Source organism: Paraburkholderia caffeinitolerans, from assembly GCF_902859945.1.
GTDB lineage: Bacteria > Pseudomonadota > Gammaproteobacteria > Burkholderiales > Burkholderiaceae > Paraburkholderia > Paraburkholderia caffeinitolerans.
In genome coordinates, this window is the sequence record NZ_CADIKL010000016.1 from 118,527 (window position 1) to 143,665 (window position 25,139).

Here is a 25,139-nt window from a genome sequence, read left to right on the forward strand (position 1 = left end):
GGGCGGATGCTTGCCTATTTGCCGTCGCTTGCGGGATGAGCGAGATGAATCGTGACGATGACCGAGGCGTCGTCAAGCGCTTCGAGCGCATGCGGCTCGCCCGCGCCGAGCAGCAGCATCTGACCCGCCTGCATCGTGCGCGGCTCGTCACGCACGAAAAAGCGGACCACGCCTTCGACGCACAGCACCGTGATCTCGCCGGGCACGCTGTGTTCGGGCAAGCGCTTGCCCGCCGGCAGAACGAGACGGATCACCTCGAGCTGTGCGGCGCGGATCAGCGTGGTCGATTTCGCGTCCTTGAGCGCGCCGCCGAGCGCATGCACGTCGAAGACTTCGCCGGGCTTGGCGTGAGCAATGGCCATGATGTCTCTACGCAAGAATGTGGGGGAAGCGCGGGACGCGCAAGCGGCGAGGCGCTTCCCGCGCGTGTCCCGTCGTTAGGGGTGCACGCCGCCTGCGTACCAGGCCGCCGCCGCGTCGATTTCCTCGGGGGTCATGTTGCGCGCGATATTGCGCATCTGCTCGGAAATGTCGTTGTGACGCGTGCCGTCCGCGAAGGCCGTGAGCTGTGCCTTGGTGTAGGCCGCCGGCATGCCGTCGAGCCAGGGGGTGCCCACCTTGTGGTCGACGCCGCCGTGGCACGAGGCGCACGCGGGGATATTGCGCATCGGCGCGCCGAGCGCGACGATGCCCGGCGGCGTGCCGCTCACGCGCGCCGCGGGCCGCAGCGAGGCGTAGTAGGCCGCGAGGTCGCGCATATCCTGGTCGGAAAGATTCTGCGCCATCGGCGTCATGACCGCGTTCTTGCGCGCGCCGCCCTGAAAATCAAGCAGTTCCTTGTACACCACACTCGCGAACTGGCCCGCGAGATTCGGCGAATTGGCCTCGCTCATGCCCTGCGGGCCGTGGCACATCGTGCAGCGCAGCGAGAGCGTGGCGCCGCGCCCGATCGACAGGGTGCTGGCGTTGTCGAGCATATGCGGCGTGAGCTCGACCGTGCTGACCTTGTAGCCCGGCGTGATCGTGGCGCCCGCCTGAGACCACTGGCGCGGCACGCCGGCCGCGCTGCAGATGGCGTTCCAGATGCCCTGGAACTGCGCATCGCGTTGCGCCGAAGGCAGCCAGACGAAGCCGATCAGCGCGGCGCCGACGAACGCGAGTATCGTCGCGCCCACGCTCGCGCGGAACCACACATTGCGTAATGTGAACAGGCGTTCTTCGCTCATCGCGGCGCTCCAATCGGAATCGCGGGCACGGCCGTGTTGGGTGTCGCGAGCAGTTGGGCGATGGGGTAGCCGTAGTTGGTGATCGTGAGGGCGATCATCAGCACGACCCACAGCGCGAAACCGTTGAGCGCGCGCGGCAACACCGGCGATTCATGCACGGGCGCGCTGAAGCGGTATTCCTCGGGCGTCTGGACCGGGCTGCGATGGCCTTGCAGCAGCACCACGAAGAACAGGATCGCGGAGATCACGAGAATCAGTCCGCCTATTGCCGAGGCCGTCACGAGGCTCGCCTGCGCGGCCAGCGCGGGATCGCTGTAATCGAAGTAGGCCATGCGGCGCGGCATGCCGAGAATGCCCACCAGGTGCCACGGAAAGGTGGTCACGATCATGCCGATGAACCACAGCCAGAGCTGCCAGCGCATGAGTCGCCAGTTGGTGAGCGCGCGGCCCGTGAGCTGCGGCCACAGATCGTAGGCGATGGCGAAGTACATGATGACGATCGCGCCGCCGAAGATCAGGTGAAAGTGGCCCGTGATCCATTGCGTGTTGTGGACGGGCTGGTCGAGCTGGTAGCTCATGTTGATGAGCCCGCCCGCGCCGCCGAAGCCGAGCATCACGAACGAGAACGCCACGGCGAGCATCTGCGGGTTCTGCCACGGCAGCTTGGCGATCCAGCCGAACACGCCCTTGCCGCCGCGCAGCCGCCCAGCGATTTCGACCGAGGCGCAGATCGTGAAGACCGTGAGCAGCGTGGGCACCGACACGAGCGCCGTGAACACCGACTGCACGAACTTGAAGCCGGAGCCCACCTGCGGATCGGTGAAGAGGTGGTGCAGGCCGATCGGCATCGCCACCACGAGGAACAGGATGAACGAGATGCGCGCCATCGAATCGCTGTATAGCCGGCCGCCGATCGCGCGCGGAATGATCGTGTAATAGCAGATGTACGCCGGCATGAGCCAGAAGTAGACGATGGCGTGCAGCGTCCACGAGAAGAACACGCGTGCGAGGCCCGCGTCGATGGTGCTGCGCCAGCCGAACGCGACGGGCAGGATCATGAACAGCACTTCGATGGCAGCGCCCACGGCGGTCCAGCCCCACAGATACGCGCCCGCGGTGGTCGCGAACATCGCGAGCGGCACCGGCTTGCCGGGGTTGGCGCGCTTCCACGCGGTGAAGTTCACGCCCATCAGCGCGACCCATATCCACGAGCCCACCACCACGAACACGACGCCGATGTAATAGAACACGTTGGCGATCATCGGCGGATAGAAGGTGTAGAGCACCGAGGCGCGGCCGAGCGCGACCGGCACGGACGCGGTAACGGCGCCGAGCGCGAGCAAGATGAACCCGAGCCATGCCCAGCGCGCGCCGATGAGCGCTCGCTTGAGCGAGAGTTCGGTCACGGCGTAGCCGAAGCCCATGGCGATGAGCGTGGGAAACGCGTAGCCCATCACGGTGCCGTGCTCGGTCACCGAGCGGTAGTAGAGCTCGGGATCGTGCAGCCACGGATGCAGCGGGCTGCGCACGAGCATCTGCCACGCGCCGAGCAGCAGCGCGACCCCGAACAGGATGAACGCGAGCCAGAAGTGGGCGAGCACGAGTCGCTTGTTATTTAACACAGCTCAGTCTCCGCGATTGGTTCTCCGGAAGGGCGGCCATCTTCGTGAAGGTGTCGCGGTCGACGACCTTCACGTGCGCCCACATGCCCTGGTGCCCGGTGCCGCAATACTCGTGGCACGGCATCAGATGGTCGCCGGGCTTTTCGAAGGTCGTGCGGAAGGTGGAGACATAGCCTGGCTCGACCATCGAATTGAGGTTCGTGTCGGTCACGAGAAAGCCGTGCACGACGTCGGCGCTGGTGGCGCGGAAGGTGATGGGCGTGTCGGTCGGCACCACGATGCATTGCGGCGTGAACGAGTATTGCTGCGCGAGCACGCGCACCGTGACCGAGCCGTCCGGCTCGAGCGCGCTGCCGAGGTTGGTTTCGACGAATTCGCCCGACACGTGCAGCGTTTCCGGGTCGATGGTCTCGACGCGCGAAGGCGGCATCATGGCCCAGTGCAGGCCGGTGTAGACGGTCATCGCCACCAGCACGAGAACGAGCGCCACCATGAGCGTGGCCCAGCGGCGCTCCACGCGTGCGGCCACTTCGGCGCTGGCATGGGGATCGGTTGGATGCGTGGACATGTGGGCGGTTGGCGCGAGATTGAGTGAAAGGGTTGCCGGCGGATTGTCCGGTTATTCGTCGCGGCTATTGAATGACGCCGCGAGGCAGGAACACCAGGAAGTAGAACGCGAACCAGAGCGCGACCACGATGGCCGTGGCAATGCCGGCCAGTGCGAGCGCGCCGCACGGACCGCGGCGCACGATCTCGTCGACCTGCTCGTGCAGCGCGGGCGCGCCCGGTTGTTGGGGAACGGGTGTTTCGATCATCACTGCCTCAGCTTGAAGATTCGCAACGGCGGCTCAAAAATGCGGCTCAAAACAGCGGCGCCGAGCGCAGCGCATTCACTTCGCGCCCGGAAATCGGCGTGCCATGGTTGCCCCACGCGGTGCGGATATAGGTGACCACGGCGGCCACTTCCTCGTCGGAAAGCAATTGCGCGAACGGCGGCATGCCATAGGGCATCGGGTTCTTCTTCGTACCCGGCGCATAGCCGCCATTGAGCACCATGCGGATCGGGTTGACCGCCGAATTCATCTGGATCGACTGGTTATTCGCGAGCGGCGGGAAATGCGGCAGCTTTCCCTGGCCTTCGGATGCGTGGCATTCGGCGCACTGAGCGTCGTAAATCTTCTTGCCGAGCGGCGAGAGACGGTTGGCTTCCTCGGTCACGAACTGGCTCTTGGGCGACTTGTCGACTTCGCCTGAGTGGCCCGGCAGCGACTTCAGATAGACAGCCACGGCGCGCACGTCGTCTTCGGTGAGGTACTGGAAGCTGTCGTAGACGACCTCGGCCATCGGCCCGTACACCGCGCCGCGATTGGAGACGCCCGCGTGCAGCAGATCGACGATGTCGTCGATGCTCCAGTCGCCGAGACCCGCTTCCTTGTTCGAGGTGAGCGAGGGCGCGTACCAGTTCTGCAGCGGGATCAGGCCGCCCTGGAATTCCTTGGAGGCGGTATTGCCGCCGAGCGCGTTGATCTCCGTGTGGCACATCGTGCAATGCCCGAGACCTTCCACCAGATACGCGCCGCGATTCCATTCCACCGACTGCTTCGGATCGGGCTTGAACTCGCCGGCGCGGAAGAACAGCGCGCGCCAGCCGATCAGTAGCTGGCGCTGGTTATACGGAAAGCGCAGCGTATGCGCGCGATTGGGCTGATTGACCGCGGGCGTGGAAAGCAGATACGCGTAGATCGCATCGGAGTCGGCGCGCGTGACCTTGGTGTACGACGCGAACGGCATCGCGGGGTAGAGCAGCGTGCCGTCGCGCGACTTGCCCTCGTGCAGCATGCGGTAGAACTCGTCGGCGCTCCATGCGCCGATACCGTATTGCTTGTCCGACGAGATGTTCGGCGTATAGAGCGTGCCGAACGGCGTTTCCATCGGGCGGCCGCCACCGAACATCTTCTGCGAAGGCACCGTGTGGCACGCGACGCAGTCGCCCGCGCGCGCAAGATATTCGCCGCGCACCAGCAACTCGGCATTGCTTGCCACCGGCTTGGCGTTGGCCGTTGCCGTGGCGGCGGCAGCGCTTGCCGCATCCGCCGAATTGGCCGCGGGCGCGCCGCTTTGCGCATGCGTGAGCGCGGTGCCGGCGCACAAAAGCGTGGCGCTCAGCGCCAGGGTGCGGGTGACGCGCGCGGCCAGCGTGGGCGTCGACGGCATGGCCGGCATCGTTGGAAGGAGGGATCGAAGTTTGCGCACGTCGAGGCCTCGGCTAGTTGTGGGCGCTGCCGCATGCGAGCGGCAAGGGCGCGGGCGCGGCGGGCGCTGGGTGGGCGGGCGCGGGCTGCGACGCGAGCCACGCGGCGATGGCCGTGATGTCGCGTTCGGCGAGGTGTGAGGCAATGTCGTGCATGCAGTCCGGGCTGGCGGCGCGGCGCGTGCCATAACGGAATGCGCCTAGCTGCGCGCTGATGTAGTCCGCGTGCAAGCCCACGAGGCCAGGAATGGCGGGCTGCATGCCGGTGAGCGAAGCGCCGTGACAGGCCGCGCACGCGGGCACGTTGCGATTGGGCGCGCCGTTCATGACGAGCGATTTGCCGAGCGCGAGCGTGGCCGCATCGACTTTAGGCGTGGCAGGCGGCGGGTAAGGCGGGCGCTCGTGTGCGAAGAACTCGGCCATCTGCTTGAGATACGCATCGGGCAGATACGCGAGCAGATAGTTCATCGGCGGATAGCTGCGGCCGCCGTCGCGAAATGCGATGAGCTGGTTGTAGAGATAGCCGGCGGGCTTGCCGGCGAGGCGCGGAAAGTAGTCGTTGTCGGTGCCTTCGCCGTGCGCGCCATGACATGCGGCGCAGCCCATCACACGGGCTTGCATCGTGTCAGGCGCGGGTTCCGCGGGCGGGGCCGCGAACGACGCAGCGCATGGCAGCGCGAATGCCACGGCGCAGAGGACAACGCGGACGATGCGGTTTCTCAATGATTCCCTCGTTGCGGATTGTGGACGGCATGTACGGCACAAGCGCGATGCGATTCGATATCAGTTGAGGCGTCGACCGTGGAGTGACTTGCATTCCGGCCCGCATCCTCTTGGGGGACATTATCGTAAAAAAACGCAATCTGTCGAGTGAACGTGTACAAATTATTTACAGCGGTTTCTTCAGACGGCCTTTGTATAAGAATGTTTGCTAACGCATCGATTATTTGGGTGCATTGCGGCATACATCGATAAATATGGAATCCAAATTAATTTGTGCAAGTGCTTTCTTTCTGGAGAGACGCTTGCGAGTTTGATGGGTATGCCGATTGCCGTGCCGGCACACCCGGTTGTCCGATGTCTTTGGGGTGCCGGCGAACCGGGCGAATCCCCGCTGCTGAACGGGGCACGGAAGCAGGCGCCTAGTTGTCTGACGACGTATAATGAAACACTATTCGCATTCGAAGGAGAGGACGATGGCCGAGTCGAGCGCCGCGCCCATACCCGCCCGCAGTCGCAATCTTGCGGAGCAGGCCGTCAATTACATCAACGAGCAGATCGCTTCGCGCACGTTGAAGCCCGGCGACAAGCTGCCGACCGAAAGCAGTCTCATGAGCACACTGGGCGTGAGCCGCACCGTGGTGCGCGAGGCCATCTCGCGGCTGCAGGCCATGTCGGTGATCGAAACGCGCCATGGCATCGGCAGCTTCGTGCTGGAGCCGCGCCGCGAGCCGCTCGATCTCGAAGTCGTGCCCGCGAGCACGCTCAACGATCTGCTCTCGGTGCTGGAGTTGCGCATCAGCCTGGAAACGGAGTGCGCAGGACTCGCGGCGCAGCGCGCGAGCGAGCGCGACATTGCGAATATCCGCGCGGCGCTCGATGCGATTTCGGCGGCTACCCGCCCCGGCGGCGACGGCGCGGGCGCCGATCTGCAATTCCATGTCTCGGTGGCGCGCGCCACCGGCAATCGTTATTTCGTCGACATCCTCACGCAGATGGGCGCGGCGCTGATTCCGCGCCATCGCATCGATTCGGCCGGTATCGCGCACAGCGATCCCAAGGCTTACGCCGAGCTCGTGAACCGCGAGCACGAGAGCATTTTCGACGCCATCGCAAGACACGATTCGGAAAGCGCGCGCGCTGCAATGCGCATGCATTTGTCGAGCAGCCGGGAGCGGCTGCGGCGGGCGGCGGAAGGGGCTTGATAGCGTGCGTCAATGTCCGGCGGAGTCGCCGAACAGATCGAAGTTGGCCTGATCGGGGGCTTGCGCCGCGGCGCCGTCGGGTGCGTCCGGGCGCTTGCGCCGTGGACTCCGTAGTGGTCTCTTTTGCTGGCGCGCCTTGCCGAACAAATCCTCCGGCGTGAAGCCGAATTCGGCGATGGCGGCGCGCGCGGCCGCAAGCGCTTCTTGAGCCGCCTCCGCGCGCATCGCTTCGATGCGCGCGTCCAGGGCGCGTTTTTCGGCGAGCAACTCGAGGTAGGTAGCCATCTGCGGTCTTTTCGAATGGAGTGAAGGAAGCGGTAGATTTTACGTCAAGCGCCGCGCGCCGTGCGAGGCATGGAGCTTGCTGAACGCATCGCCTTTCGTGCTCACTCCATTGGACTTCCCGCATGATTGCATTGCGTTTGCTGTCCCGGCGGCGGCTCGTCGCCGCTGCATTGTGTCCGCTCTTCATGACATCTGGCTGCGCCTGGTTCGGTCCGCATCTGCTGCGCACCGATCAGGTTGATTACGAACGCGCGCTCGGCGACGCGAAAAAACGCGAGATGCTCGCGACCGTCGTTGGCCTGCGCTTCGGCGATTCGCCCTCGTTCGTGGCGGTGAGCCAGATCATCGCCTCATACACGTTCGAAGCGAGCGCGGGCGTGCTCGCCGAAGGCGGGTCGAGCGCGGCGGGCACGAGCTTCGGCCAGGCGAGCGCGGGCGCTTCGTATTCGAATCACCCGACCTTCACGTTCGTGCCGACCACGGGCGAGGCGCTCGCCACCGGCTATATCCGCCCGCTGCCGACCGAATTGCTGCTGCCGCTTGCCGATAGCGGCGTGCCCATCGACCTGCTGCTGCGCCTTTCGGTGCAATCAATTGGCGGGCTGCAGAATGCCGCGCCGCTAGGCGGTCCCGAGAGCGATGGGAACCCCGGCTTCTTTGCGCTGCTGCGCGCGCTGCGCCGCCTGCAACTCGCGGGGCAGCTCACCGTGAACTACAAGCAGGCCGCGCCCGACCATCCGGCGCGCGTGACGATGACGCTCGGCAGCGACGACGCGCCGCCCGGCACCGCTACCGATCTCGCCGAAGTACGCCGCCTGCTGCGGCTCTCGCCCGCCGTGCGCGAGTATGCGGTGGTGTACGGCCCCGCGTCGGGCAATGGCCGCGCCATCAACATGGTGACGCGATCGGTAATGGGCATCCTGACGAACCTCGGCGCACAGATTTCGGTGCCCGAAGACGACGTCAAGCGCGGCGCCACCGTGCCGACCGTGCACCTCGTCGGCGGCGAGACGCGGCCCACCATCGTTGTGCACGTGGACAAGAAGCCACCGCCCGATGCCTACGCCGCGGTCGTTTATCACGACGCCACCTTCTGGATCGACAACGACGACTTCGATTCGAAGTACGCGTTGACGGTATTGCAGAACGTCATCGCGCTCGCGCAGGCCAATCAGGATCAGAAGGCGCCGATACTTACGGTGCCGGCGGGCTAGGGCGATGCCGATATAAACAAGCGCGGGCGTGTGCTCACAGATACGCCGCAAGCAGCGTCGTCACGAGCGCGGCAGCCGCCATCAGCAGTGCCGCGAGCCAGAACGAGGCGCGCCGTGGCGCGTGCACCGTCGCGGGCAAGCGCTTCGCGCCCGTCACCATCGGGCCGAGCAGATTGTGGCGCTTGACGAGCGCATAGACCGCGATCGCGCACACGTGCAGCACGACGGCCGCGGCCAGCGCGTCCCATCCATAGGCGTGGATCGCCGCGATTGCATTCGCGACGGCGGCGGGGACGACTTCGGAGAGCGGGCCTTCGTCGGCGATATCGTTGTAGTCGTAGAGGCCGGAGAGCGTCTCGACGAGCAGCAGAGCGAGCAGCAACAGCACCATCCAGCCGCCCGCCGCGTTGTGGCCGACCTGCACGTCGGGCTCGCGGCGCGCGAGATGGCGCAAATGCCGCCACGCGGCCGCCGGCGTCGCGACAAAGCGGGCAAAGCGTGCGGTCTCGCTGCCGAAGCAGCCCCAGAGCAAGCGAAACAGCACGAGTGCGAGCAGCGTCTCGCCCGCGCGCACATGCAGTTGCAGCCAGTTCATGCGCTGCGAGATATAAGCGATCGCCACCAGCAGGACGGTCAGCCAGTGAAAGAGCCGTACGGCCAGATCCCAAACTTGAACGCGGCGCGCGGGCGAAGCATGTGGTCCAGCATCCATGGCATTTCCCCTGCGTTGCGGCTCGCGTGCGAGGGCGCTTTCGGCCATACTTGCGCCAGCTTGACCCGACCCTCGAACTGCGAAGCCGATGAACAAGAACCGACTTGAAGCGTTCAGCGATGGCGTGCTCGCCATCATCATCACCATCATGGTGCTGGAACTCAAGGTGCCGCACGGCGAGGACCTCGCGGCGCTCGTGCCGCTGTGGCCGACCGTGCTTAGCTATATTTTGAGCTTCGTTTACGTCGGCATCTATTGGAACAACCATCATCACATGCTGCACGCCTCGAGCAGCGTGAACGGTACCGTGCTGTGGACGAATCTGCATCTGCTGTTCTGGCTTTCGCTGCTGCCGTTCACGACCGGGTGGATGGGCGAGAACCATTTCGGGCGCTGGCCGACCATGCTCTACGGCTTGAATCTGCTGTGCTGCGGGGTGGCCTACGTGATTCTCCAGGGCGCACTGGTGCGCCATCACGGCGCGCAAAGCGCGCTCGCGCGGGCATTGCGGCACGACGTGAAGGGCAAGGCCTCGGTGGCCGGATATGTGCTGGGGATCATGCTGGCGGTGCTGGGGTGGCCGCATATCGGCACGCTGTTTTTTGCGGCGGTGGCGTTGCTGTGGTTCGTGCCGGACCGTCGCATGGAGCGGCTCGTGATGGCTGCGCACGAACCGCCGCAAGAATAAAAAGCGGGCTCGGTGAAGACCGAGCCCGCTTTGTTTGCACTATGGGGCCAACTGCGGGCCTGGCCAATCAACTGGCCATATGCTTGCGCTGTGCGAGTTCCTTCGCTTTGGCGATGTCGGCCTGAATCACGGGCAGGCCTTCGGTCGCAACCTTCTTCAGACCTGCATCGCGGCCTTGGGCAATTTCCGCCTGGAATGCCGATAGTGCTTTTTGCTGGCCGCCCAGCGCCACTTGCTCGATATACGCCTTGTCGAAGTCGGCGCCGCGCAAATTCTTGATGCTGTCGAGCACTGCAGTGTCCGGGTCGTTGCGCGGTACGTCCACGCCGCGCGGGCTTGCTGCGCGCATCGCGTTGGAGAGCTTCGCGTAGTCGGCGGCGATCTGCTCGGCAAAGGCCTTCACTTCGCGGTCGCTCGAACGCGAATCGGCAATGCGCGCGGCGTCGTGTTGCGTGGCGACGGTTTGCGTGCCGTCCGCGATGAACGCCTTGTCGGAACCATGAAGCTTTTCTCCGGCAGCCGCGTTGGTCGTTGCGGCCGTGCCGGTAGAGCTGGCCGCAGCAGCCGTGGCTGCATTAGTGGCGGTGGTGCCTGCGGGGGCCGTGGTCTGGGCTTGAGCGCCCAGCGAAAGGACAAGCAGGCCGGCAGCGGATGCGGTGGCGAGCGAAGCAAGCGAGAGGCGGGACATACGAACTCCTTTCGTGAATTATCGGTTTCGCAAACGAGGCCCGGTGCAATGCGATGCGCATGTGCTGCACGAGACCACGTTCGCGACCGTTGTGCGAGTGTGTTGCGCAACGGTCTGATGAATTCTAGAAAGGCTGGGTACGTATAGGTGAAACCAGGTGAAACGATGGAGCCGCTTCTGTAACGGTTGGTAAAGGTGTTGGGAATCGGGCGTTGGGAATCGGGCGTTGGGATTCGCGTGCGAATGACACGCGAATCATCGCGATGTCATAGGCATCGTGCAGACTCCGACGCTACATGTTCAAAGCAGGATCAAAGCCGAATCAAGGCAGCGAAATCGTGAGATTGGCCGATTGCGGCCCGAGCTTGACGATGTTCGTATAAGGCGTGAGCGCGCGCACCGTGCTGTCACGCAGCCAGGTGTTGAGCCCCGTCCACGCGAGAATGCCGACGAGCGCGAACACGGCGCCGATGGCCCAGAGCGGCACTTCGCGCTTGAGGCGGTGCACGACGAGATCGGGCAGCCCCCAGTGCGGTGCGAACGCGGCGCGCTTGCCCTTCATGTGAGCGATCTCGTCGCCGATGCGCGCCGTGAGGTACGCGAGCTTCTCGGGACCTTCGAGCATGTACTTGCCCTGGAAGCCCAGCAGCAGACACATGTGAAAGACCTCGAGCGATTGCAGCCGCGCCGCGCCCTGGGCGCGGCATTCCTCGAGGTACTGGAAGAACTTCTCGCCCGCGAGCTGCTCGCCGAACAGCGCAAGCTGCAGCGGCCTGCGCTCCCAGTCCGAGCGGATCTTAAACTGCGAGGAGAGCACCGACTCGTCCACGGCCGCGCAGAACGCGAACTTTGCGGCGTAAATATCTTCGGCCGCGATATTGAGCTTCTTCGCACCACGCTCGAAGTCGCCGAGAAACTGCTGCACGCGCGTCCCGAAGTCGTCTGCGCTGCCGGGCTCGCGGCCGCTCTTCAGCAGGAACAGCATGAAGAAGCCGTCGTACAACAGATCGAGCAGCGAGCGCGCCTGGTACGCAGGCTCGTTCATAGGCATCGCGGGCGTGGGCGAGGCGGATGGCGGCGGCGTCGCGCCGCCGAACAGGGAAGGCGCGTTCGTCATGACGTCACCGCGATGAGTTCGAGTTTGAGATCGTTGATGCCCGAAGGCGTGTAGACCGTGGCCGACTGTGCCTGGATCATGCGCTCATAGAGCGCGCCGCGCGACTCCAGCGCGAAGTAGCACGCGCCCGGACGCACCGGGATGGCCGGCGGCACTTGCGGCGTGTAGACGAGGCGCACGCCGGGCATGGCGGAGAGCACGAGTTTGTCGACGTCGTCGGGCGCGCCCACCTTGAAGCGCGCGGGCACGGCTTCGACGAGATCGACCGCGGGCATGTCGGCGGACACGGCCAGATAGAACGTGGTTTTATCGTCGATCTTGCCGGAGTCGAGACGGCCAACGTGGAACGACGCGCGCACTTCGTCGAGCGCGATCGCGAAGTACTGCGTGGAGATCACCGTCTCCAGCAGGTCGCGCAGAATGGTGTCGAGGCGCGCGAAGCCGGGGCCTGGATCGTCGTGGCGATAGGCGGGCAAATCGGCGAGCGTGTGATTCTTCGAGAACGTGAGCAACTGGCCCGCGAGGCGCAGCAGCTCCTGGAACAGCCGCTCGGGATGGATGGCCGCGTGCTGGTACAGATGCGCGAGCGTCGCGAATGCGCCGCTTGCTGTATGCAGCAGCCAGAACGACGCGATGTCGCCCGAACGGAACTCGATGATGTTCTTGGTGGGCTCGCGATGAAACCCGTAGAGCGCATTGACTTTGGCCTGCAAGGCGTCGATCAGGCGGCGCAGACGCTGATGCAGGAGCGCCGACGCTTCGATCGCGAGGCTCGGCGGCACGAAGCTTTCGTCGGCCTCGAAGCCCGAGGACGCCGTGCGCCGCACGCGCAGGACCGGCACCGTAAGCAACTGATCGCGCGGCTCGGTGTGCGCAACGAGCTTGACGTTGTTCTTGAGGAACGTGACGTCGGCTTGTGCCGCATCTGTATAGTAATCGGCCACGCTTGCCTGCTCGCTCACGTAGCGCGCGGCGAAGCCGGCGTCGCGGTCGCCCGAGTAATTCGAGCCGCTCTCGCGGACCTGATGCAGCGCGAGATAGAACGTGAATTCGTTGAGGCCTTCGGGCAGCGCGTCGAGCGCGACGGGCGGCGGCAGGCTGTCGGCCTGAGGCGCGGAGTACAGCGTGCCGTCGGGGAACACGAGCGAAAGTTCGTTCAGGCGCAGGATATTGCTGCCGAGCGAGTCGTGGTCGATGCGGATCGAGCGCACGCCCCAGTTATATGGCTGGATGGCCTGGATCGACTCGAAGAGCCGCGCTTCGTGATAGGCGTCTTGCCGCTGGAAGTGCTGAGGCCTGAGAAAGAGGCCTTCCCCCCATAGCACTTTCGAGGAATAGCTCATGTTGATTCAACGTTATGCGTCGATCGAGTCTCGCCGCGCGCGCGTGCCGACGGACTGGATGGGTTAAAGTGGTTAGCTTCTATCGCGTTTCTATCGCGTTCCAAATGCCCGCTATTAGAGCCGCGTGTCCTTTGCTTCCGGCACGCTTTAATACAATCGCGCGCGCCGATTCATCCACAGGTCACCGAAGAGAGCAGATTGAGCGTTTGCGTCGACTGCCCCGCACCGGTCGGAATCACCGTGCCGCTCGTAACGGTCATGGCACAGTTGTGCAGGCCGACCATTATGCCGGATTTCTCCGATTTCGCCGGGTCAAATGCGAACTTCCAACGCTCTATTGCAGGGTCGCGAAAAAGCGCGACGATCCCGAATGCCTGCGCTTCACGCGAGACCTTCTCGGTCGCGCTATAGCGCTGCCCCGGGATCAGCGTGATTTCACGCACACTCAACAGGTCGGCGCCCAGTGTGCTTTTTTCCTTCGCGGGATCGGTAAATGTGTCGAAAGGTGCCTGCTCGAACGAGGTCGGGTCCTTCAGCGTGTAGAGGCGCACCACTAATGCGAGCGGCTTGTTGTCGTTCGCCGCATTCAGGTTGCGCGCTGCATAAAGCGTGAGGCCCAGATCGCGTGGCGGCTTCTGGCTGTCCGGCACGTCGGGCTTGCCCATGCCCGCGAGTTGCAGGGCGGCCGAGGCCGCGCCGCCAATGGCGGGAATCGCCGCCGCACAGCCGCCCAGCAAGGCGGCAGCGGCGCACAGCGCCACCGCGTTCGATGCGAATTGAGTAATGCGCGAAGTCATTTTTATCGCGGGCGCTCGGCCCGTACTCTCCAGCTGCGTTATATATGCCCCGACGCCGGTAATGCATGACGCATTGCGCGGCATTAACCCCGTGATGCCTCATTTATTTAATGAGCAGAAAAAATTTCCTGCGCATACCCCCGCGCTCAATGATCCGGTCGGTATTTCTTCCTCGGTTTGCTTGTTGTTTATCGGTTGCTTCACAATTTCAGCACGATTGTCAATTCCGGTGCTTTTAAAACAAGGTTAAGCCACCTTGAAAATAACAAAATTGGCCTGTACTATACGGCGCGCTGGGGGATAAGTAAAACTCTGGCTTCTCTCCTTGAATTAAAAATCAAACTGCGGTGAAAGAACGATGAAAAAGCGGGTCTTTTCGAGGCTAACGGGGGTAGTGATCGCTTGCGGTGTAATCGCTGGTTGCGCTTCCCAGGGCAATTCTCTCTCAGCATCGCCCGAGGCCTTCAATAAGGCGCTCGCGGACGCGGACGCGCTTTCGAAGGGTGGCAGCCAGGACCAGGCTATCGCGGCCTATCAAAAGCTCGCTGCCGCCGACCCCACGCGTGAAGAGCCGTGGTCGCGCATCGCACAGATTCAGTTCCAGCAGCAGCATTACGGGCAGGCCATCGTCGCCGCGCAGGAAGCCCTGCAGCGCGACCAGACCGACCGCGCCGCGAAGAGCGTGCTCGCCGTGGCGGGCCTGCGCGTGGCCACGCAATCGCTGGGCGAACTGCGCCAGGACGCTTCGCTGCAAGGCGATGCGAAGACCGACGCCCAGGCGCTCGCGAAGGAACTGCGCGACACGCTCGGCGAAGACGCGCTGTTCCCGCCCGACCAGAACGCGAAGGCAAAGAAAAAGAAGTACGTCCGTCACGTTCCGAAAGCGGCGCCCAAGACCGGCGAAGTGGCCGAGACCGCTGCCGCCGCACCGGCTGCGACGGTGCCCGCGACGCCTGCCGCGCCCGCGGCAACGGCACCCGCCAAGGCGGCCGGCAACGGCGCGGACCCGTTCAGCGCGCTGCGCTAATCTGCTGGCGGTGCGCGTGTACGTAGCGTGAACCGCCTGTAACACCACTCGCTAGCGCGAGCACAACGAAGCTCGTAACGGAAGCAGGGAGCCGTCGATGGCAAAGAAAGAAAGCATTCAGAAGCGCTTGGGGAAAGTGCGGCCGCCGCGCGTCCAGCTGACCTACGAGGTCGAGCGTGGCGACGCGATCGAAGTGAAGGAACTGCCGTTCGTCGTCGGGGTGATGGGCGATCTGGCCGGTCAATCGGAAATCGAGCAGCCGAAGCTGCGCGACCGCAAGTTCATCAATATCGACCGCGATAACTTCGACGACGTGATGAAGGGCATCGAGCCGCGCGCCGCGTATCAGGTGGAAAACCGCCTGAGCGGCGAGGGCGGCAAATTTGCCGTCGACCTGCGCTTCAAGTCGATGGCCGATTTCAATCCGGACGAGGTCGTCGCCCAGGTCGAGCCGCTGCGCCGCCTGCTCGAGGCGCGCTCGAAGCTCGCGGACCTGCGCAACAAGCTCGCCGGCAACGACAAGCTCGAAGACCTGCTGAGCGAAGTGCTCTCCAATACGCAGCAATTGCAGGCACTGGCGGAGAACGCGGGCACGCGTTCTTCCGAAGACGAGCCCAAGGGCGAATGAGGCGGGGGACGACATGAACCAGCAAAGCACAGCGGCACAGCAGTCGCAGGCGGCACAGGACGAATCTACGCCGTCGCTGCTCGACGAGATCGTCGAGAAAAGCAAGGTCGCGAAGTCCGACTCGGAGCACGCGCGCGCGAAGGACCTGATTGGCGAACTCGTGCACCAGGTGCTCGACGGCACCGTGGTCGTTTCCGACAATCTTTCGGCCACCATCGACGCCCGCGTGGCCGAGCTTGACCACCTCATCTCGGCGCAGTTGAGCGCGGTGATGCACGCGCCGGAGTTCCAGCGCCTCGAAAGCACGTGGCGCGGCCTCGACTATCTGTGCAAGGAAAGCAACACCGGCCAGACCGTCAAGATCAAGGCGCTGCACGCGCCCAAGCGCGATGTCGTGCGCGACTTCAAGACGGCCGTTGAATTCGACCAGAGCGCGCTCTTCAAGAAGGTTTATGAAGAAGAGTTCGGCACTTTCGGCGGCGCGCCGTTCGGCACGCTGATCGGCGATTACGAAATCACGCGCCAGCCCGAGGACATGTACTTCATCGAACAGATGTCGCATGTCGCGTCGGCCGCGCACGCGCCGTTCATCTGCTCGGCTTCGCCTGAGTTGATGGGCCTCGAATCGTTCGCCGATCTCGGCAAGCCGCGCGATCTCGGCAAGGTGTTCGACACCGTCGAGTACGCGAAGTGGAAGTCGTTCCGCGACTCCGAGGATTCGCGCTACGTGGGCCTCACGCTGCCGCGCTTTCTCGGCCGCCTGCCGTTCAACCCGAAGGACGGCGCCACGGCGGAAGGCTTCAACTTCGTCGAAGAAGTGGACGGCACCGATCACAGCAAGTACCTCTGGTGCAATGCGGCCTGGGCCTTCGCGGCGCGCCTGACGGACGCGTTCGACGAATTCGGCTGGTGCGCGGCGATCCGCGGCGTGGAAGGCGGCGGCCTCGTGCAGGACCTGCCCACCCATACGTTCAAGACCGATGACGGTGAAATCGCGCTCAAGTGCCCGACCGAAATCGCCATCACGGACCGCCGCGAGAAGGAGCTGAGCGACCTCGGCTTCATTCCGCTCGTGCATTGCAAGAATTCCGATTACGCCGCGTTCTTTGCCGCGCAGTCGGTGCAGAAGGCAAAAAAATACAGCACCGATAGCGCGAATGCGAACGCCGTGCTGTCCGCGCAACTGCAATACATTTTCTCGGTGTCGCGCGTGGCGCACTACCTGAAGGCGATGATGCGCGACAAGATCGGCAGCTTCGCTTCGGCGCAAAACGTCGAGGTGTTCCTGAACCGCTGGATCTCGCAATACGTGCTGCTCGACGACAACGCGACGCAGGAGCAGAAGGCACAGTTCCCATTGCGCGAAGCGTCGATCCAGGTCGCGGAAATTCCGGGGCGTCCGGGCTCGTACCGTTCGGTCGCGTTCCTGCGCCCGCATTTCCAGCTCGACGAGCTGTCGATTTCGCTGCGGCTCGTGGCGGATCTGCCGAAACCGGCCAATTCGTAAAGTCGCGTAAAAGCGCGTATAACCGCGCGTAAAACCGCGGTACAAACCACCTCTATGGGGAGCGATGCGTTATGAAGGATATCTATCTAAAGTTCGGAAATCCGGCGATCAAGGGCGAGTCGCAGGATAAGGACCACGCGAACTGGATCGAAATCGACACGTGGAATCACTCGATCCTGCAGCCGCGCTCGGCCACGGCTTCGACGGCGGGCGGCCACACGTCGGAGCGCTGCGAGCATGCCGACATGTGCTTCACGAAGGACATCGACGTGGTCAGCCCGCTGCTGTATCAGCACGCTTCGGGCGGCACGACGTTCGACGAAGTCACGATCGACTTCATGCGCTCGGACGGCGAAGGCAACCGCATCAAGTACCTCGAGATCAAGCTCAAGTACGTGATCATTTCGAGCATCACGCCGTCGGTCGCCGGCGAAGGCCTGCCGAGCGAAGCGTTCTCGCTCAAGTACGCTGCCGTGCAATGGAAGTACACGCAGCAGAAGATCGGCGGCAACCAGGGCGGCAATGCTCAGGGTGCGTGGAGCCTCACGAAGAACGACAAGACCTACGCGGTTTGATGTCCCGACCCGATGCCCGGGTTTGATGTCCGGGTTTGGGTCCGATTGATGTTAGAAGGCCCGAACGGTGTGCGCTGCGCGCCGTTCGGGCGTTGCCTTATATGACGCCTGAACCGCGTCACCTGGTTTGATGAAGCGATTCGAACCCAGTTTTTTCGACAAGTTGTTCGACGACGAACCGCATGTGCCGGCGCCCGCCGCCATGCGGCAATTGTCGCTGGATGAGCTCAAGGCGACCGTCGCGCGCGATCTCGAGTCGATCCTGAACACACGCATTGCGTTTTCGGAAGAAGACCTCGCGCAGTTTCCGGAATGCACCAAGTCCTTGCTGACTTATGGCCTGAATGACTTCGCCGGGCTCAGTCTGGCGAGCCACTACGATCGCACCTTTATTTGCGGGTCGATCCGGCAGGCCATCGAGCGGCACGAGCCACGTTTGCAGAGCGTGAACGTGAGGCTCGAGACGAATTCGCGCTCGACCGGTTCGCTGAATTTCGTTATTCAGGCGATGCTGGTGGTTCATCCGGCCGAAGAGCCGGTAAACTTCGACGCATTGCTGCAGCCTTCCACGCTGCAGTATTCCGTGACGCGCGCACGCGCAAAGACATAAGACTGCAATGGCCGGCGCCGCGCGACCACGCGGCATGAAGCGGTAGGCGCAGGCAGTTTTTTGGGGGGCGGGAAGCCGCGATGGAAGAGTTGTTGCCGTATTACGAGCGCGAGCTGTCGTTCCTGCGACGCTATTCGAGCGAATTCGCCCAGCGCTACCCGAAGATCGCAGCACGGCTCGCGATGACGGGCGAGCACTGCGAAGACCCGCACGTCGAACGCATGATCGAGTCGTTCGCGCTGCTGGGCGCGCGCATCAACAAGCGTCTCGACGACGATTACCCCGAATTCACCGAGGCGCTGCTCGAAGTCCTTTACCCGCATTATCTGCGGCCGTTTCCCTCGTGCTCGATCGCGCAGCTCGGCACCGCTGCATCGTTCGTCAATCTCACCGCGCCTGCGGTGGTCGAGCGCGGCACCGAGCTCAAGTCACGGCCCTTGCGCGGCGTGCAGTGCCGCTTTCGCACGGCCTATGACGTCACGCTCGCGCCGGTGCGCATTGCCGAGGCGCGCTACATGCCCGTGGCGATGGCGCCTGCCTCGATCGTGCTGCCCGGCGACGCCAGCGGCGTCATCTCGATCACGTTCGAATCGCTCTCGCCGCAACTCGATCTCGCCAGTCTGAAAGTGCCGCAATTGCGCACGTATTTGCATGGCGAGCAATCGTTCATTGCCGCGCTCGGCGACTGTCTGTTCGTGAATGCACTGGGCGCATGGGTCGAGCCCGAGCGCAGCGGACGCTGGAGCGCGCTGCGCGAGCTGCCGTTCGCGCAGGCGGGCTTTGCCGAAAGCGATGCGCTCATCGACTTTCCCGCGAGATCGCATCCGGCCTACCGCCTGCTCACCGAATACTTCGCGTTTCCGGCCAAATTCGATTTCGTCGATTTCGACCTTGCCGCCATGAGCGCCGCCGCGGGCCGCTGCCAGCGCCTCACGCTGCATATCGTGCTCAAGGACGTGCGCGGCGACTCGCACGAGGCGCGCCTGCTCGACACGCTCGCGGCCCATCATCTGCGGCTCTTCTGCACGCCGGTCGTGAATCTCTTCAAGCAGCCCGGCGAACCGATCCGCCTGAGCCATCAGGCCATTGCGTATCCGGTGATTGCCGAGGGGCGCCGCGCGTCCGCCTACGAGGTCTATTCGATCGATTCCGTGAAGCTCGTGCAGCAGCGCGCCAATGACGAATCGGTGGTGGAATTCAGGCCGTTCTATTCGCTGCGCCACGGCGAGGCTGCACGCGCGGGCCATTACTGGTTCGCGCGCCGCGACGAATGGGTGGCGCAAAAGAGCCCCGGCTACGAAACCGAAATATCGATCGTCGACATCGACTTCGATCCCTCGGCGGAGCAGACCGACACGCTGAGCCTCGCGCTCACCTGCACCAACCGCGATCTGCCCGCGGGGCTCGCCGTGGGGCTCGAAGGCGGCGACCTGTTTCACGAGGGCGGCTCGCACGCGAGCACGATCACGCTGCTCGCGCGACCCACGCCGTGCGTACGCTTCGAGCGCCGCCAGGCCGCCCACTGGCGCCTGATCTCGCATCTTTCGCTCAGTCATGTGTCGCTCGCGAGCGAGGGCGCGACCACGCTCAAGGAAATGCTCGCGCTCTACGACATGCGCCGTTCAGCGGTTTCGTCACGGCACATCGACGGCATCGTGAATGTGGAGCAGCGTCCGGCCGTGCAATGGCTGCCCGGCAAGCCGTTCGCCACCTTCGTGCGTGGCGTGGAAATTCGCGTGACCGTGCAAGAGGAGCATTTCGTCGGCACGAGCCTCGGCACGTTCGCGCGCGTGCTTGACGTGTTTTTCGGCCTCTATGTGCATATCAACAGCTTCATTCAACTGGTGGTGATTTCGGAACTCACCGGCGAGGAGATCCTGCGATGCAAGCCCCGCAGCGGCGAATCGATCCTGGTGTAATCGAGCGTCTGCTCGACGAGCCGCACCGCTTCGAGTTTTTCCAGGCGGTGCGCCTGCTCGAACGCTGGTTTGTCGACAAGGCGCAAGACCGCCAGCGCGACGTGCTCGCGCAGCGCGTGACGTTTCGCAATACGCTCTCGCTCGGCTTTCCGCCCAGCGAGATCGAGCAGGCCGTGTCGTACGACGAAGCGGGGCGTCCGCTCGCGGAAAAAGCCGCGCGCACCGCTGCGCTCGAAGACGGCAAGGTGGAGCAGGTCGCCATCACGCCTGCGTTTTTCGGCCTGCTGGGTGCGCAAGGCGCGCTGCCGCTTCATTACACGGAGCAGATCATCGCGCGTGAGCAGATCAAGCGGGACCGCGCTGCACGCGAGTTTTTCGACGTTTTTTCCAATCGCGCGACGGCGCTTTTTTACGCTGCGTGGAAGAAATACCGTCTGCCGTTTCATTACGAACTCGACCGCGACGAGCGCTATTTGCCATTGCTGCTCGCGCTCGCGGGCGTGGCCAACGAGGACTCGCGCGACAGCCTGCGCGAGGGCCCCGGCGCGCTGCTGGACGAAGCCATTGCCGGACACGCCATTGCTGCGCGCCATCGGCCTGTTTCGGCGGCGTATCTGCAGAACACGCTCTCCGAGTATTTCAACGCACCGGTTCGCGTCGAGCAATTCGTCGGCAAATGGTACGACGTGCCGCCCGAGCAGCTTTCCACGCTTGGCAAGAGCAATGTCGTGCTCGGTGCGACCGCGCTCGCGGGCGAGCGCGTCTGGCAGCGCGACATGCGCGCGCGCCTCGTGATCGGTCCGCTGATAAAAGAGGCTTACGAAGCATTCTTGCCCGGCGGCGAGCGCGCCCTGGCGCTCGAACGCATGCTTGTGCTGCTTGGGCGCATGACCCTCGAGTACGAGGTGCGGCTCGTGCTGCGCCGTGCCGATGTAGGCGCGAGCCAGCTCGGCGCCGGCTCGCGGCTTGGCTGGGACGCGTTCCTCTGCACGCACGAGGCCGATTGCGACCGCAGCGACGCCCACTACGAATTGCATGTCACCCAATGACGATTGACCGGAATCACGCCTGGACCGACTTCACGACATGAGCACGCCCCTTAAAACCCTGATTACCAAGCTCAACACGACTAGCCGTCTCGCGGCCGAACGGGCGGCCAGTTCCTGCCTGTCGCGCGGGCATTACGAAGTCGATCTTGAGCATCTGTTTCTTGCGCTGCTCGAAGAGCCGGCGTCCGATCTCGTGTGTGCGCTGCGCGCGTCGCGTATCGATCCGCATGCGGTGCGCGCCGATCTCGAGCGCGAATTGCAGCGCTTCAAGACGGGCAACGCGCGCACGCCGGTGTTTTCGCCGCATCTCGTCGTGCTGTTCGAGCAGGCCTGGCTGATCGCTTCGCTCGATACGCAAATCGGCCGCATCCGCTCGGGGCATTTGCTGCTCGCGCTGTTGAGCGCGCCGGATCTCGCGCAATTCGCGCAACGCATGTCCACGCGTCTTGCCGGCGTGCCGGTGGCCGAACTCAAGCACCGCTTCGATGAATTGACAGAAGGATCGGTGGAAGGCGTGCCGCGCGATGCCGAACGCAACGCATCGGACGACGCTGCTTCATCGGGAGACGCGCCGGCGCAAGCGGGCGCCGGCCCTTCGAAAACGCCGGCGCTCGACACCTATACGACCGATCTCACGCAGCGTGCGCGAGACGGCCATGTGGATCCGGTGATCGGCCGCGAAGGCGAGATCCGCCAGACCATCGACATCCTGATGCGCCGCCGCCAGAACAATCCGATTCTCACGGGCGAGCCCGGTGTCGGTAAAACCGCGGTGGTCGAAGGACTCGCGCTGCGCATCGCTGAGGGCGACGTGCCCGAGCCGTTGCGCAAGGTTGCGCTGCGCGTGCTCGACATGGGCCTCTTGCAGGCCGGCGCGAGCGTGAAGGGCGAGTTCGAAAACCGCCTGAAAAGCGTGATCGACGAGGTCAAGAAGAGCCCGCAGCCCATCGTGCTGTTTATCGACGAAGCGCATACCATCATCGGCGCGGGCGGCCAGGCGGGCCAGAACGATGCGGCCAATCTGCTCAAGCCGGCGCTCGCGCGCGGGGAGTTGCGCACGATCGCGGCCACCACCTGGAGCGAGTACAAGAAGTACTTCGAGAAGGATGCGGCGCTTGCGCGGCGCTTCCAGGTCGTGAAGATCGAAGAGCCCGGCGAGGCGCTCGCGGCAGCGATGCTGCGCGGCATGACGAGCCTCATGGAGCGCCACTTCAATGTGCGCATTCTCGACGAGGCTATTACCGAAGCCGTGCGGCTTTCGCATCGCTACATTAGTGCGCGCCAGTTGCCCGACAAGGCGGTGAGCGTGCTCGACACCGCGTGCGCGAAGGTCGCGCTCGCGCATAGCTCGACGCCCGGCGCGATCGACGACGGCAAGCGCCGCATCGAACGCATCGATGCGGAAATCGCCGCGCTCGAACGCGAAGCGGCCAATGGCGCCGCGCACGACGAACGCCTAGGCGAATTGCGTGCGCAGCGCGACGAGGCCGCCGCCGCCGTGGCCGAAGACGAGGCGCGCTACGTGAAGGAGCGCGAACTCGTCGCGCGGATCGCGGCGCTGCGCGGCCGCATCGACGCTGCGCGGGAAGAGGGCGCAGAGGAAAACGCTGCCGACCTCGCCCGCGACGCCGATGCCGCGCGCGCGGAACTGCCCGCGCTGGTCGAGCAGTTGCACGTGCTGCAGGGCGATGGCCCGATGGTGCCGCTCCAGGTGGACGCGCACGTGGTGGCCGAAGTGGTGGCGTCGTGGACCGGCATTCCGCTGGGCCGCATGGTGAAGGACGAAATCAAGACCGTGCTCAACCTGAGCCCGCTGCTCGGCGAACGCGTGATCGGCCAGGACCACGCGCTCGACGCGATCGCGCAGCGTGTGCGCACGGCGAATGCGAATCTCGAAGACCCGAATAAGCCGCGCGGCGTGTTCATGTTCGTGGGCCCCTCGGGCGTGGGCAAGACCGAAACCGCGCTGGCGCTTGCCGATATCCTCTATGGCGGCGAACGCAAGCTCGTGACCATCAACATGAGCGAGTACCAGGAGGCCCATAGCGTCTCGGGCCTGAAGGGCTCGCCGCCGGGCTATGTGGGTTACGGCGAAGGCGGCGTGCTCACCGAGGCTGTGCGCCGCAATCCTTATTCGGTCGTGCTGCTCGACGAGGTCGAGAAGGCGCACCCCGACGTGCTGGAGATGTTCTTCCAGATCTTCGACAAGGGCACGATGGACGACGCCGAAGGGCGCGCCATCGATTTCCGCAACACGCTCATCATCCTGACTTCGAACGTGGGTTCGTCCGCCGTGATGCAGGCGTGCCTGAACAAGTCCGCCGAAGAATTGCCGGATGCCGACGCGCTTGCCGAATTGTTGCGTCCGCAACTTTACAAGACCTTCAAGCCCGCGTTTCTCGGGCGTATGAAGGTCGTTCCGTACTATCCGATCTCCGACGACGTGCTCGCCGAGATCATCGAACTCAAGCTCGAACGCATTCGCCGGCGCATCGAGGCGAATCACGGCGCCGCCTTCGAGTGGGACGACTCGCTCGTGGAGGCCGTGCTGGCCCGCTGCACCGAAGTGGACTCGGGCGCGCGCAACGTCGATCACATCCTGAACGGCACGCTGCTGCCCGAGTTGGCGCAGCAGGTGCTCGAACGCATCGCGCAGGGCACCGCGCTCGCGAGCGTGGCGGTGCGTGCGAATGAGGCCGGCGAGTTCGAATACACCGTGAATTGACCATGTCGACCGACTACACCACGCAACTCGTGCCCATCTTTGCGCCCATCAACGACAGCTCGCCGTGCGGCGAGGATCTGCTGTTTTCCGCGGATTTCGACGCAATCGCGCACGCGCGCCGCTTCGACGATCCCTCGCTCGATCAGGGCGAATGGGTCACGGAGATCAAGGAGGCGGACTGGGGCTTCGTCGCCGAACGCTGCACCGAACTGCTCGCCACGCAAACCAAGGATCTGCGCGTGGCCGTGTGGCTAACCGAGGCGTTGGCGATTCAGGACGGCATGCCCGGCCTCACGCAGGGCTACGCGGTTCTTACCGGGCTTGTCGAGCGCTTCTGGGATCATCTGCATCCGCTGCCCGAAGGCGACGACATCGAGTCGCGCCTCGGCAACGTGGCATGGCTAGCGGGGCGTTCGGCCGAACTGCTGCGCGCCGTCCCGCTAACGCAGTCGGGCACGCCGTTCAGCGCGCTCGACTGGGAGGTCGCGCAGCATGTCGCGCAGGCGATCAAGCGCGATCCCGATAACGCGGCCGATATTGCGCGCGGCAAGCCCTCTGTCGAGCAGATCGATGCCTCGCGGCGCGCCACGGCGCCCGCGTTCTATGAAGCGTTGCTCGCGCAATTCAGGGCGTTCCAGACGGCGCTCGCGGCGCTCGACTACGAACTGGAGAGCCGCGCGGGCGACGCCGCGCCGAGCTTCCGGCAGACGCGCGATGCGTTCGAGAGCGTCTACGGTCTGGTGACGCGTTTCGCACGCGACGTGGGTGTCGATCCGGACGCGGCGGCGAAGCAGGCGGAAGCATCGCATGAGGCGGATACCCCGCAGCACGCTTCACAAGCAGTCCAAAACAATGTGCGTTCTACGCCGGAACGTGCGGAACCGAGCTTCAAGACCGTCTTGCCCCACGAGGAACCCGTGCAGCAGACCTCCAATCGTGTTCATGGCCACGTGCATGGCGGCATTCAGAGCCGTGCAGACGCCGTCGCGCAACTGCGCGCGGTGGCAGATTATTTCCGAGCCACGGAGCCGCATAGCCCGGTGGCCTATCTCGCCGACAAGGCGGCCGAATGGGCCGGCATGCCGCTGCATCAGTGGCTGGCGACGGTGGTGAAGGACGACAGCACGCTCTCGCATATCCGCGAGATGCTGGGTGTGAAGAACGAAGAGTGATGCGGTGATGCGGAGTCGACCGGGAGAAGGGTGCCTGCCCGGTCGACCGCATTAACGAA

26 protein-coding genes are annotated in these 25,139 nt (G+C 64.3%); 13 read left to right on the forward strand and 13 right to left on the reverse strand.

The genetic code is table 11. The annotated features are described in order from the left end of the window. Nucleotides 1-14: 14 nt before the first annotated feature. The 7 genes from HV773_RS17710 to HV773_RS17740 all read right to left on the reverse strand — a co-directional run bounded on the left by HV773_RS17710 (nucleotide 15) and on the right by HV773_RS17740 (nucleotide 5,720). The gene (locus HV773_RS17710) at nucleotides 15-362 is read right to left on the reverse strand and encodes a cupin domain-containing protein (RefSeq protein ID WP_175195996.1); all 348 of its coding nucleotides are present in this window, start codon (nucleotides 360-362) and stop codon (nucleotides 15-17) included. Between the two features lie 75 nt (nucleotides 363-437). After that, nucleotides 438-1,226 (reverse strand): c-type cytochrome, encoded by a 789-nt coding sequence (locus HV773_RS17715; RefSeq protein ID WP_175195997.1) that lies wholly within the window; start codon nucleotides 1,224-1,226, stop codon nucleotides 438-440. Then, nucleotides 1,223-2,848: a b(o/a)3-type cytochrome-c oxidase subunit 1 gene (locus HV773_RS17720; protein WP_175195999.1), complete on the reverse strand. Its 1,626-nt coding sequence runs from the start codon at nucleotides 2,846-2,848 to the stop codon at nucleotides 1,223-1,225. The genes HV773_RS17715 and HV773_RS17720 overlap by 4 nt, the downstream gene beginning before the upstream one ends. Continuing rightward, complete coding sequence (locus tag HV773_RS17725; protein ID WP_175196001.1) at nucleotides 2,838-3,416, reverse strand: cupredoxin domain-containing protein; 579 nt, start codon at nucleotides 3,414-3,416, stop codon at nucleotides 2,838-2,840. The genes HV773_RS17720 and HV773_RS17725 overlap by 11 nt, the downstream gene beginning before the upstream one ends. A gap of 64 nt (nucleotides 3,417-3,480) precedes the next feature. After that, on the reverse strand, nucleotides 3,481-3,663 hold the full coding sequence (locus HV773_RS17730) for a hypothetical protein (RefSeq protein ID WP_175196002.1): 183 nt from the start codon (nucleotides 3,661-3,663) through the stop codon (nucleotides 3,481-3,483). A gap of 46 nt (nucleotides 3,664-3,709) precedes the next feature. Further along, nucleotides 3,710-5,062, reverse strand: a complete 1,353-nt coding sequence (locus tag HV773_RS17735; RefSeq protein WP_175196004.1) for a c-type cytochrome — start codon at nucleotides 5,060-5,062, stop codon at nucleotides 3,710-3,712. 52 nt (nucleotides 5,063-5,114) lie between these two features. Then, a complete protein-coding gene (locus HV773_RS17740) occupies nucleotides 5,115-5,720 on the reverse strand; it encodes a c-type cytochrome (RefSeq protein ID WP_175196006.1) in 606 nt (201 codons plus the stop codon). Between the two features lie 575 nt (nucleotides 5,721-6,295). On the opposite strand from HV773_RS17740, the gene HV773_RS17745 reads away from it, so the two are divergent. Beyond that, nucleotides 6,296-7,024 carry a FadR/GntR family transcriptional regulator gene (locus HV773_RS17745; protein ID WP_175196008.1) on the forward strand — a complete coding sequence of 243 codons (729 nt, stop codon included), beginning with the start codon at nucleotides 6,296-6,298 and terminating at the stop codon, nucleotides 7,022-7,024. Between the two features lie 9 nt (nucleotides 7,025-7,033). Here the strand turns inward: HV773_RS17745 and HV773_RS17750 are convergent, their stop codons facing one another. Then, nucleotides 7,034-7,309: an H-NS family nucleoid-associated regulatory protein gene (locus tag HV773_RS17750; RefSeq protein ID WP_175196010.1), complete on the reverse strand. Its 276-nt coding sequence runs from the start codon at nucleotides 7,307-7,309 to the stop codon at nucleotides 7,034-7,036. 140 nt (nucleotides 7,310-7,449) lie between these two features. Here HV773_RS17750 and HV773_RS17755 point away from each other — a divergent pair, with 140 nt between their 5' ends. Beyond that, nucleotides 7,450-8,523, forward strand: a complete 1,074-nt coding sequence (locus tag HV773_RS17755; protein ID WP_377731128.1) for a hypothetical protein — start codon at nucleotides 7,450-7,452, stop codon at nucleotides 8,521-8,523. A gap of 34 nt (nucleotides 8,524-8,557) precedes the next feature. On the opposite strand, the gene HV773_RS17760 is transcribed toward HV773_RS17755, so the two are convergent. Next, nucleotides 8,558-9,235, reverse strand: coding sequence for a cytochrome b/b6 domain-containing protein (locus HV773_RS17760; protein WP_175196014.1), 678 nt, complete (start codon nucleotides 9,233-9,235; stop codon nucleotides 8,558-8,560). A gap of 88 nt (nucleotides 9,236-9,323) precedes the next feature. Here HV773_RS17760 and HV773_RS17765 point away from each other — a divergent pair, with 88 nt between their 5' ends. Beyond that, complete coding sequence (locus tag HV773_RS17765; protein WP_175196016.1) at nucleotides 9,324-9,923, forward strand: TMEM175 family protein; 600 nt, start codon at nucleotides 9,324-9,326, stop codon at nucleotides 9,921-9,923. A gap of 67 nt (nucleotides 9,924-9,990) precedes the next feature. Here HV773_RS17765 and HV773_RS17770 read toward each other — a convergent pair whose 3' ends face one another. The 4 genes from HV773_RS17770 to tssJ form a co-directional block, all read right to left on the reverse strand. Then, nucleotides 9,991-10,611, reverse strand: coding sequence for a DUF4142 domain-containing protein (locus HV773_RS17770; protein ID WP_175196018.1), 621 nt, complete (start codon nucleotides 10,609-10,611; stop codon nucleotides 9,991-9,993). 322 nt (nucleotides 10,612-10,933) lie between these two features. Beyond that, nucleotides 10,934-11,728 carry a type IVB secretion system protein IcmH/DotU gene (icmH, locus tag HV773_RS17775; protein WP_175196021.1) on the reverse strand — a complete coding sequence of 265 codons (795 nt, stop codon included), beginning with the start codon at nucleotides 11,726-11,728 and terminating at the stop codon, nucleotides 10,934-10,936. Beyond that, the gene (gene tssK, locus HV773_RS17780; protein WP_175196023.1) at nucleotides 11,725-13,071 is read right to left on the reverse strand and encodes a type VI secretion system baseplate subunit TssK; all 1,347 of its coding nucleotides are present in this window, start codon (nucleotides 13,069-13,071) and stop codon (nucleotides 11,725-11,727) included. Before tssK ends, icmH begins: the two co-directional genes overlap by 4 nt. Nucleotides 13,072-13,241: 170 nt before the next feature. Beyond that, complete coding sequence (tssJ, locus tag HV773_RS17785; RefSeq protein WP_175196025.1) at nucleotides 13,242-13,868, reverse strand: type VI secretion system lipoprotein TssJ; 627 nt, start codon at nucleotides 13,866-13,868, stop codon at nucleotides 13,242-13,244. Here tssJ and HV773_RS17790 point away from each other — a divergent pair. The 10 genes from HV773_RS17790 to tssA all read left to right on the forward strand — a co-directional run bounded on the left by HV773_RS17790 (nucleotide 13,855) and on the right by tssA (nucleotide 25,080). After that, the gene (locus tag HV773_RS17790) at nucleotides 13,855-14,118 is read left to right on the forward strand and encodes a hypothetical protein (protein ID WP_175196027.1); all 264 of its coding nucleotides are present in this window, start codon (nucleotides 13,855-13,857) and stop codon (nucleotides 14,116-14,118) included. The genes tssJ and HV773_RS17790 overlap by 14 nt on opposite strands. 108 nt (nucleotides 14,119-14,226) lie before the next feature. Beyond that, the gene (locus HV773_RS17795; RefSeq protein WP_175196029.1) at nucleotides 14,227-14,895 is read left to right on the forward strand and encodes a hypothetical protein; all 669 of its coding nucleotides are present in this window, start codon (nucleotides 14,227-14,229) and stop codon (nucleotides 14,893-14,895) included. A gap of 97 nt (nucleotides 14,896-14,992) precedes the next feature. Continuing rightward, entirely contained in the window at nucleotides 14,993-15,523 is a 531-nt protein-coding gene (gene tssB, locus HV773_RS17800; protein ID WP_175196031.1) for a type VI secretion system contractile sheath small subunit, read from the forward strand. A 13-nt stretch (nucleotides 15,524-15,536) separates the two neighbouring features. Further along, nucleotides 15,537-17,030, forward strand: a complete 1,494-nt coding sequence (gene tssC, locus HV773_RS17805) for a type VI secretion system contractile sheath large subunit (RefSeq protein WP_175196034.1) — start codon at nucleotides 15,537-15,539, stop codon at nucleotides 17,028-17,030. A 71-nt stretch (nucleotides 17,031-17,101) separates the two neighbouring features. Then, entirely contained in the window at nucleotides 17,102-17,605 is a 504-nt protein-coding gene (locus HV773_RS17810; RefSeq protein WP_175196036.1) for an Hcp family type VI secretion system effector, read from the forward strand. 130 nt (nucleotides 17,606-17,735) lie between these two features. Continuing rightward, nucleotides 17,736-18,215, forward strand: coding sequence for a type VI secretion system baseplate subunit TssE (tssE, locus tag HV773_RS17815; RefSeq protein ID WP_175196038.1), 480 nt, complete (start codon nucleotides 17,736-17,738; stop codon nucleotides 18,213-18,215). Nucleotides 18,216-18,295: 80 nt separating this feature from the next. Then, the gene (gene tssF / locus HV773_RS17820; RefSeq protein WP_175196039.1) at nucleotides 18,296-20,134 is read left to right on the forward strand and encodes a type VI secretion system baseplate subunit TssF; all 1,839 of its coding nucleotides are present in this window, start codon (nucleotides 18,296-18,298) and stop codon (nucleotides 20,132-20,134) included. Beyond that, nucleotides 20,098-21,183, forward strand: a complete 1,086-nt coding sequence (gene tssG, locus HV773_RS17825; RefSeq protein WP_175196041.1) for a type VI secretion system baseplate subunit TssG — start codon at nucleotides 20,098-20,100, stop codon at nucleotides 21,181-21,183. Before tssF ends, tssG begins: the two co-directional genes overlap by 37 nt. Before the next feature lie 37 nt (nucleotides 21,184-21,220). Beyond that, nucleotides 21,221-23,908, forward strand: coding sequence for a type VI secretion system ATPase TssH (gene tssH, locus HV773_RS17830; RefSeq protein WP_175196043.1), 2,688 nt, complete (start codon nucleotides 21,221-21,223; stop codon nucleotides 23,906-23,908). Between the two features lie 2 nt (nucleotides 23,909-23,910). After that, complete coding sequence (gene tssA / locus HV773_RS17835) at nucleotides 23,911-25,080, forward strand: type VI secretion system protein TssA (RefSeq protein WP_175196045.1); 1,170 nt, start codon at nucleotides 23,911-23,913, stop codon at nucleotides 25,078-25,080. The last annotated feature ends 59 nt before the right edge of the window (nucleotides 25,081-25,139 follow it).

What these genes read in the sequence shown, in the direction of transcription:
- HV773_RS17710 (WP_175195996.1), bottom strand. Translation starts at nt 362, where the DNA reads ATGGCCATTGCTCACGCCAAGCCCGGCGAAGTCTTCGACGTGCATGCG.
- HV773_RS17715 (WP_175195997.1), bottom strand. Translation starts at nt 1,226, where the DNA reads ATGAGCGAAGAACGCCTGTTCACATTACGCAATGTGTGGTTCCGCGCG.
- HV773_RS17725 (WP_175196001.1), bottom strand. Translation starts at nt 3,416, where the DNA reads ATGTCCACGCATCCAACCGATCCCCATGCCAGCGCCGAAGTGGCCGCA.
- HV773_RS17730 (WP_175196002.1), bottom strand. Translation starts at nt 3,663, where the DNA reads ATGATCGAAACACCCGTTCCCCAACAACCGGGCGCGCCCGCGCTGCAC.
- HV773_RS17735 (WP_175196004.1), bottom strand. Translation starts at nt 5,062, where the DNA reads ATGCCGTCGACGCCCACGCTGGCCGCGCGCGTCACCCGCACCCTGGCG.
- HV773_RS17740 (WP_175196006.1), bottom strand. Translation starts at nt 5,720, where the DNA reads ATGCAAGCCCGTGTGATGGGCTGCGCCGCATGTCATGGCGCGCACGGC.
- HV773_RS17745 (WP_175196008.1), top strand. Translation starts at nt 6,296, where the DNA reads ATGGCCGAGTCGAGCGCCGCGCCCATACCCGCCCGCAGTCGCAATCTT.
- HV773_RS17750 (WP_175196010.1), bottom strand. Translation starts at nt 7,309, where the DNA reads ATGGCTACCTACCTCGAGTTGCTCGCCGAAAAACGCGCCCTGGACGCG.
- HV773_RS17760 (WP_175196014.1), bottom strand. Translation starts at nt 9,235, where the DNA reads ATGGATGCTGGACCACATGCTTCGCCCGCGCGCCGCGTTCAAGTTTGG.
- HV773_RS17765 (WP_175196016.1), top strand. Translation starts at nt 9,324, where the DNA reads ATGAACAAGAACCGACTTGAAGCGTTCAGCGATGGCGTGCTCGCCATC.
- HV773_RS17770 (WP_175196018.1), bottom strand. Translation starts at nt 10,611, where the DNA reads ATGTCCCGCCTCTCGCTTGCTTCGCTCGCCACCGCATCCGCTGCCGGC.
- icmH (WP_175196021.1), bottom strand. Translation starts at nt 11,728, where the DNA reads ATGACGAACGCGCCTTCCCTGTTCGGCGGCGCGACGCCGCCGCCATCC.
- tssK (WP_175196023.1), bottom strand. Translation starts at nt 13,071, where the DNA reads ATGAGCTATTCCTCGAAAGTGCTATGGGGGGAAGGCCTCTTTCTCAGG.
- HV773_RS17790 (WP_175196027.1), top strand. Translation starts at nt 13,855, where the DNA reads ATGCGCGAAGTCATTTTTATCGCGGGCGCTCGGCCCGTACTCTCCAGC.
- tssJ (WP_175196025.1), bottom strand. Translation starts at nt 13,868, where the DNA reads ATGACTTCGCGCATTACTCAATTCGCATCGAACGCGGTGGCGCTGTGC.
- HV773_RS17795 (WP_175196029.1), top strand. Translation starts at nt 14,227, where the DNA reads ATGAAAAAGCGGGTCTTTTCGAGGCTAACGGGGGTAGTGATCGCTTGC.
- tssB (WP_175196031.1), top strand. Translation starts at nt 14,993, where the DNA reads ATGGCAAAGAAAGAAAGCATTCAGAAGCGCTTGGGGAAAGTGCGGCCG.
- tssC (WP_175196034.1), top strand. Translation starts at nt 15,537, where the DNA reads ATGAACCAGCAAAGCACAGCGGCACAGCAGTCGCAGGCGGCACAGGAC.
- HV773_RS17810 (WP_175196036.1), top strand. Translation starts at nt 17,102, where the DNA reads ATGAAGGATATCTATCTAAAGTTCGGAAATCCGGCGATCAAGGGCGAG.
- tssE (WP_175196038.1), top strand. Translation starts at nt 17,736, where the DNA reads ATGAAGCGATTCGAACCCAGTTTTTTCGACAAGTTGTTCGACGACGAA.
- tssF (WP_175196039.1), top strand. Translation starts at nt 18,296, where the DNA reads ATGGAAGAGTTGTTGCCGTATTACGAGCGCGAGCTGTCGTTCCTGCGA.
- tssG (WP_175196041.1), top strand. Translation starts at nt 20,098, where the DNA reads ATGCAAGCCCCGCAGCGGCGAATCGATCCTGGTGTAATCGAGCGTCTG.
- tssH (WP_175196043.1), top strand. Translation starts at nt 21,221, where the DNA reads ATGAGCACGCCCCTTAAAACCCTGATTACCAAGCTCAACACGACTAGC.
- tssA (WP_175196045.1), top strand. Translation starts at nt 23,911, where the DNA reads ATGTCGACCGACTACACCACGCAACTCGTGCCCATCTTTGCGCCCATC.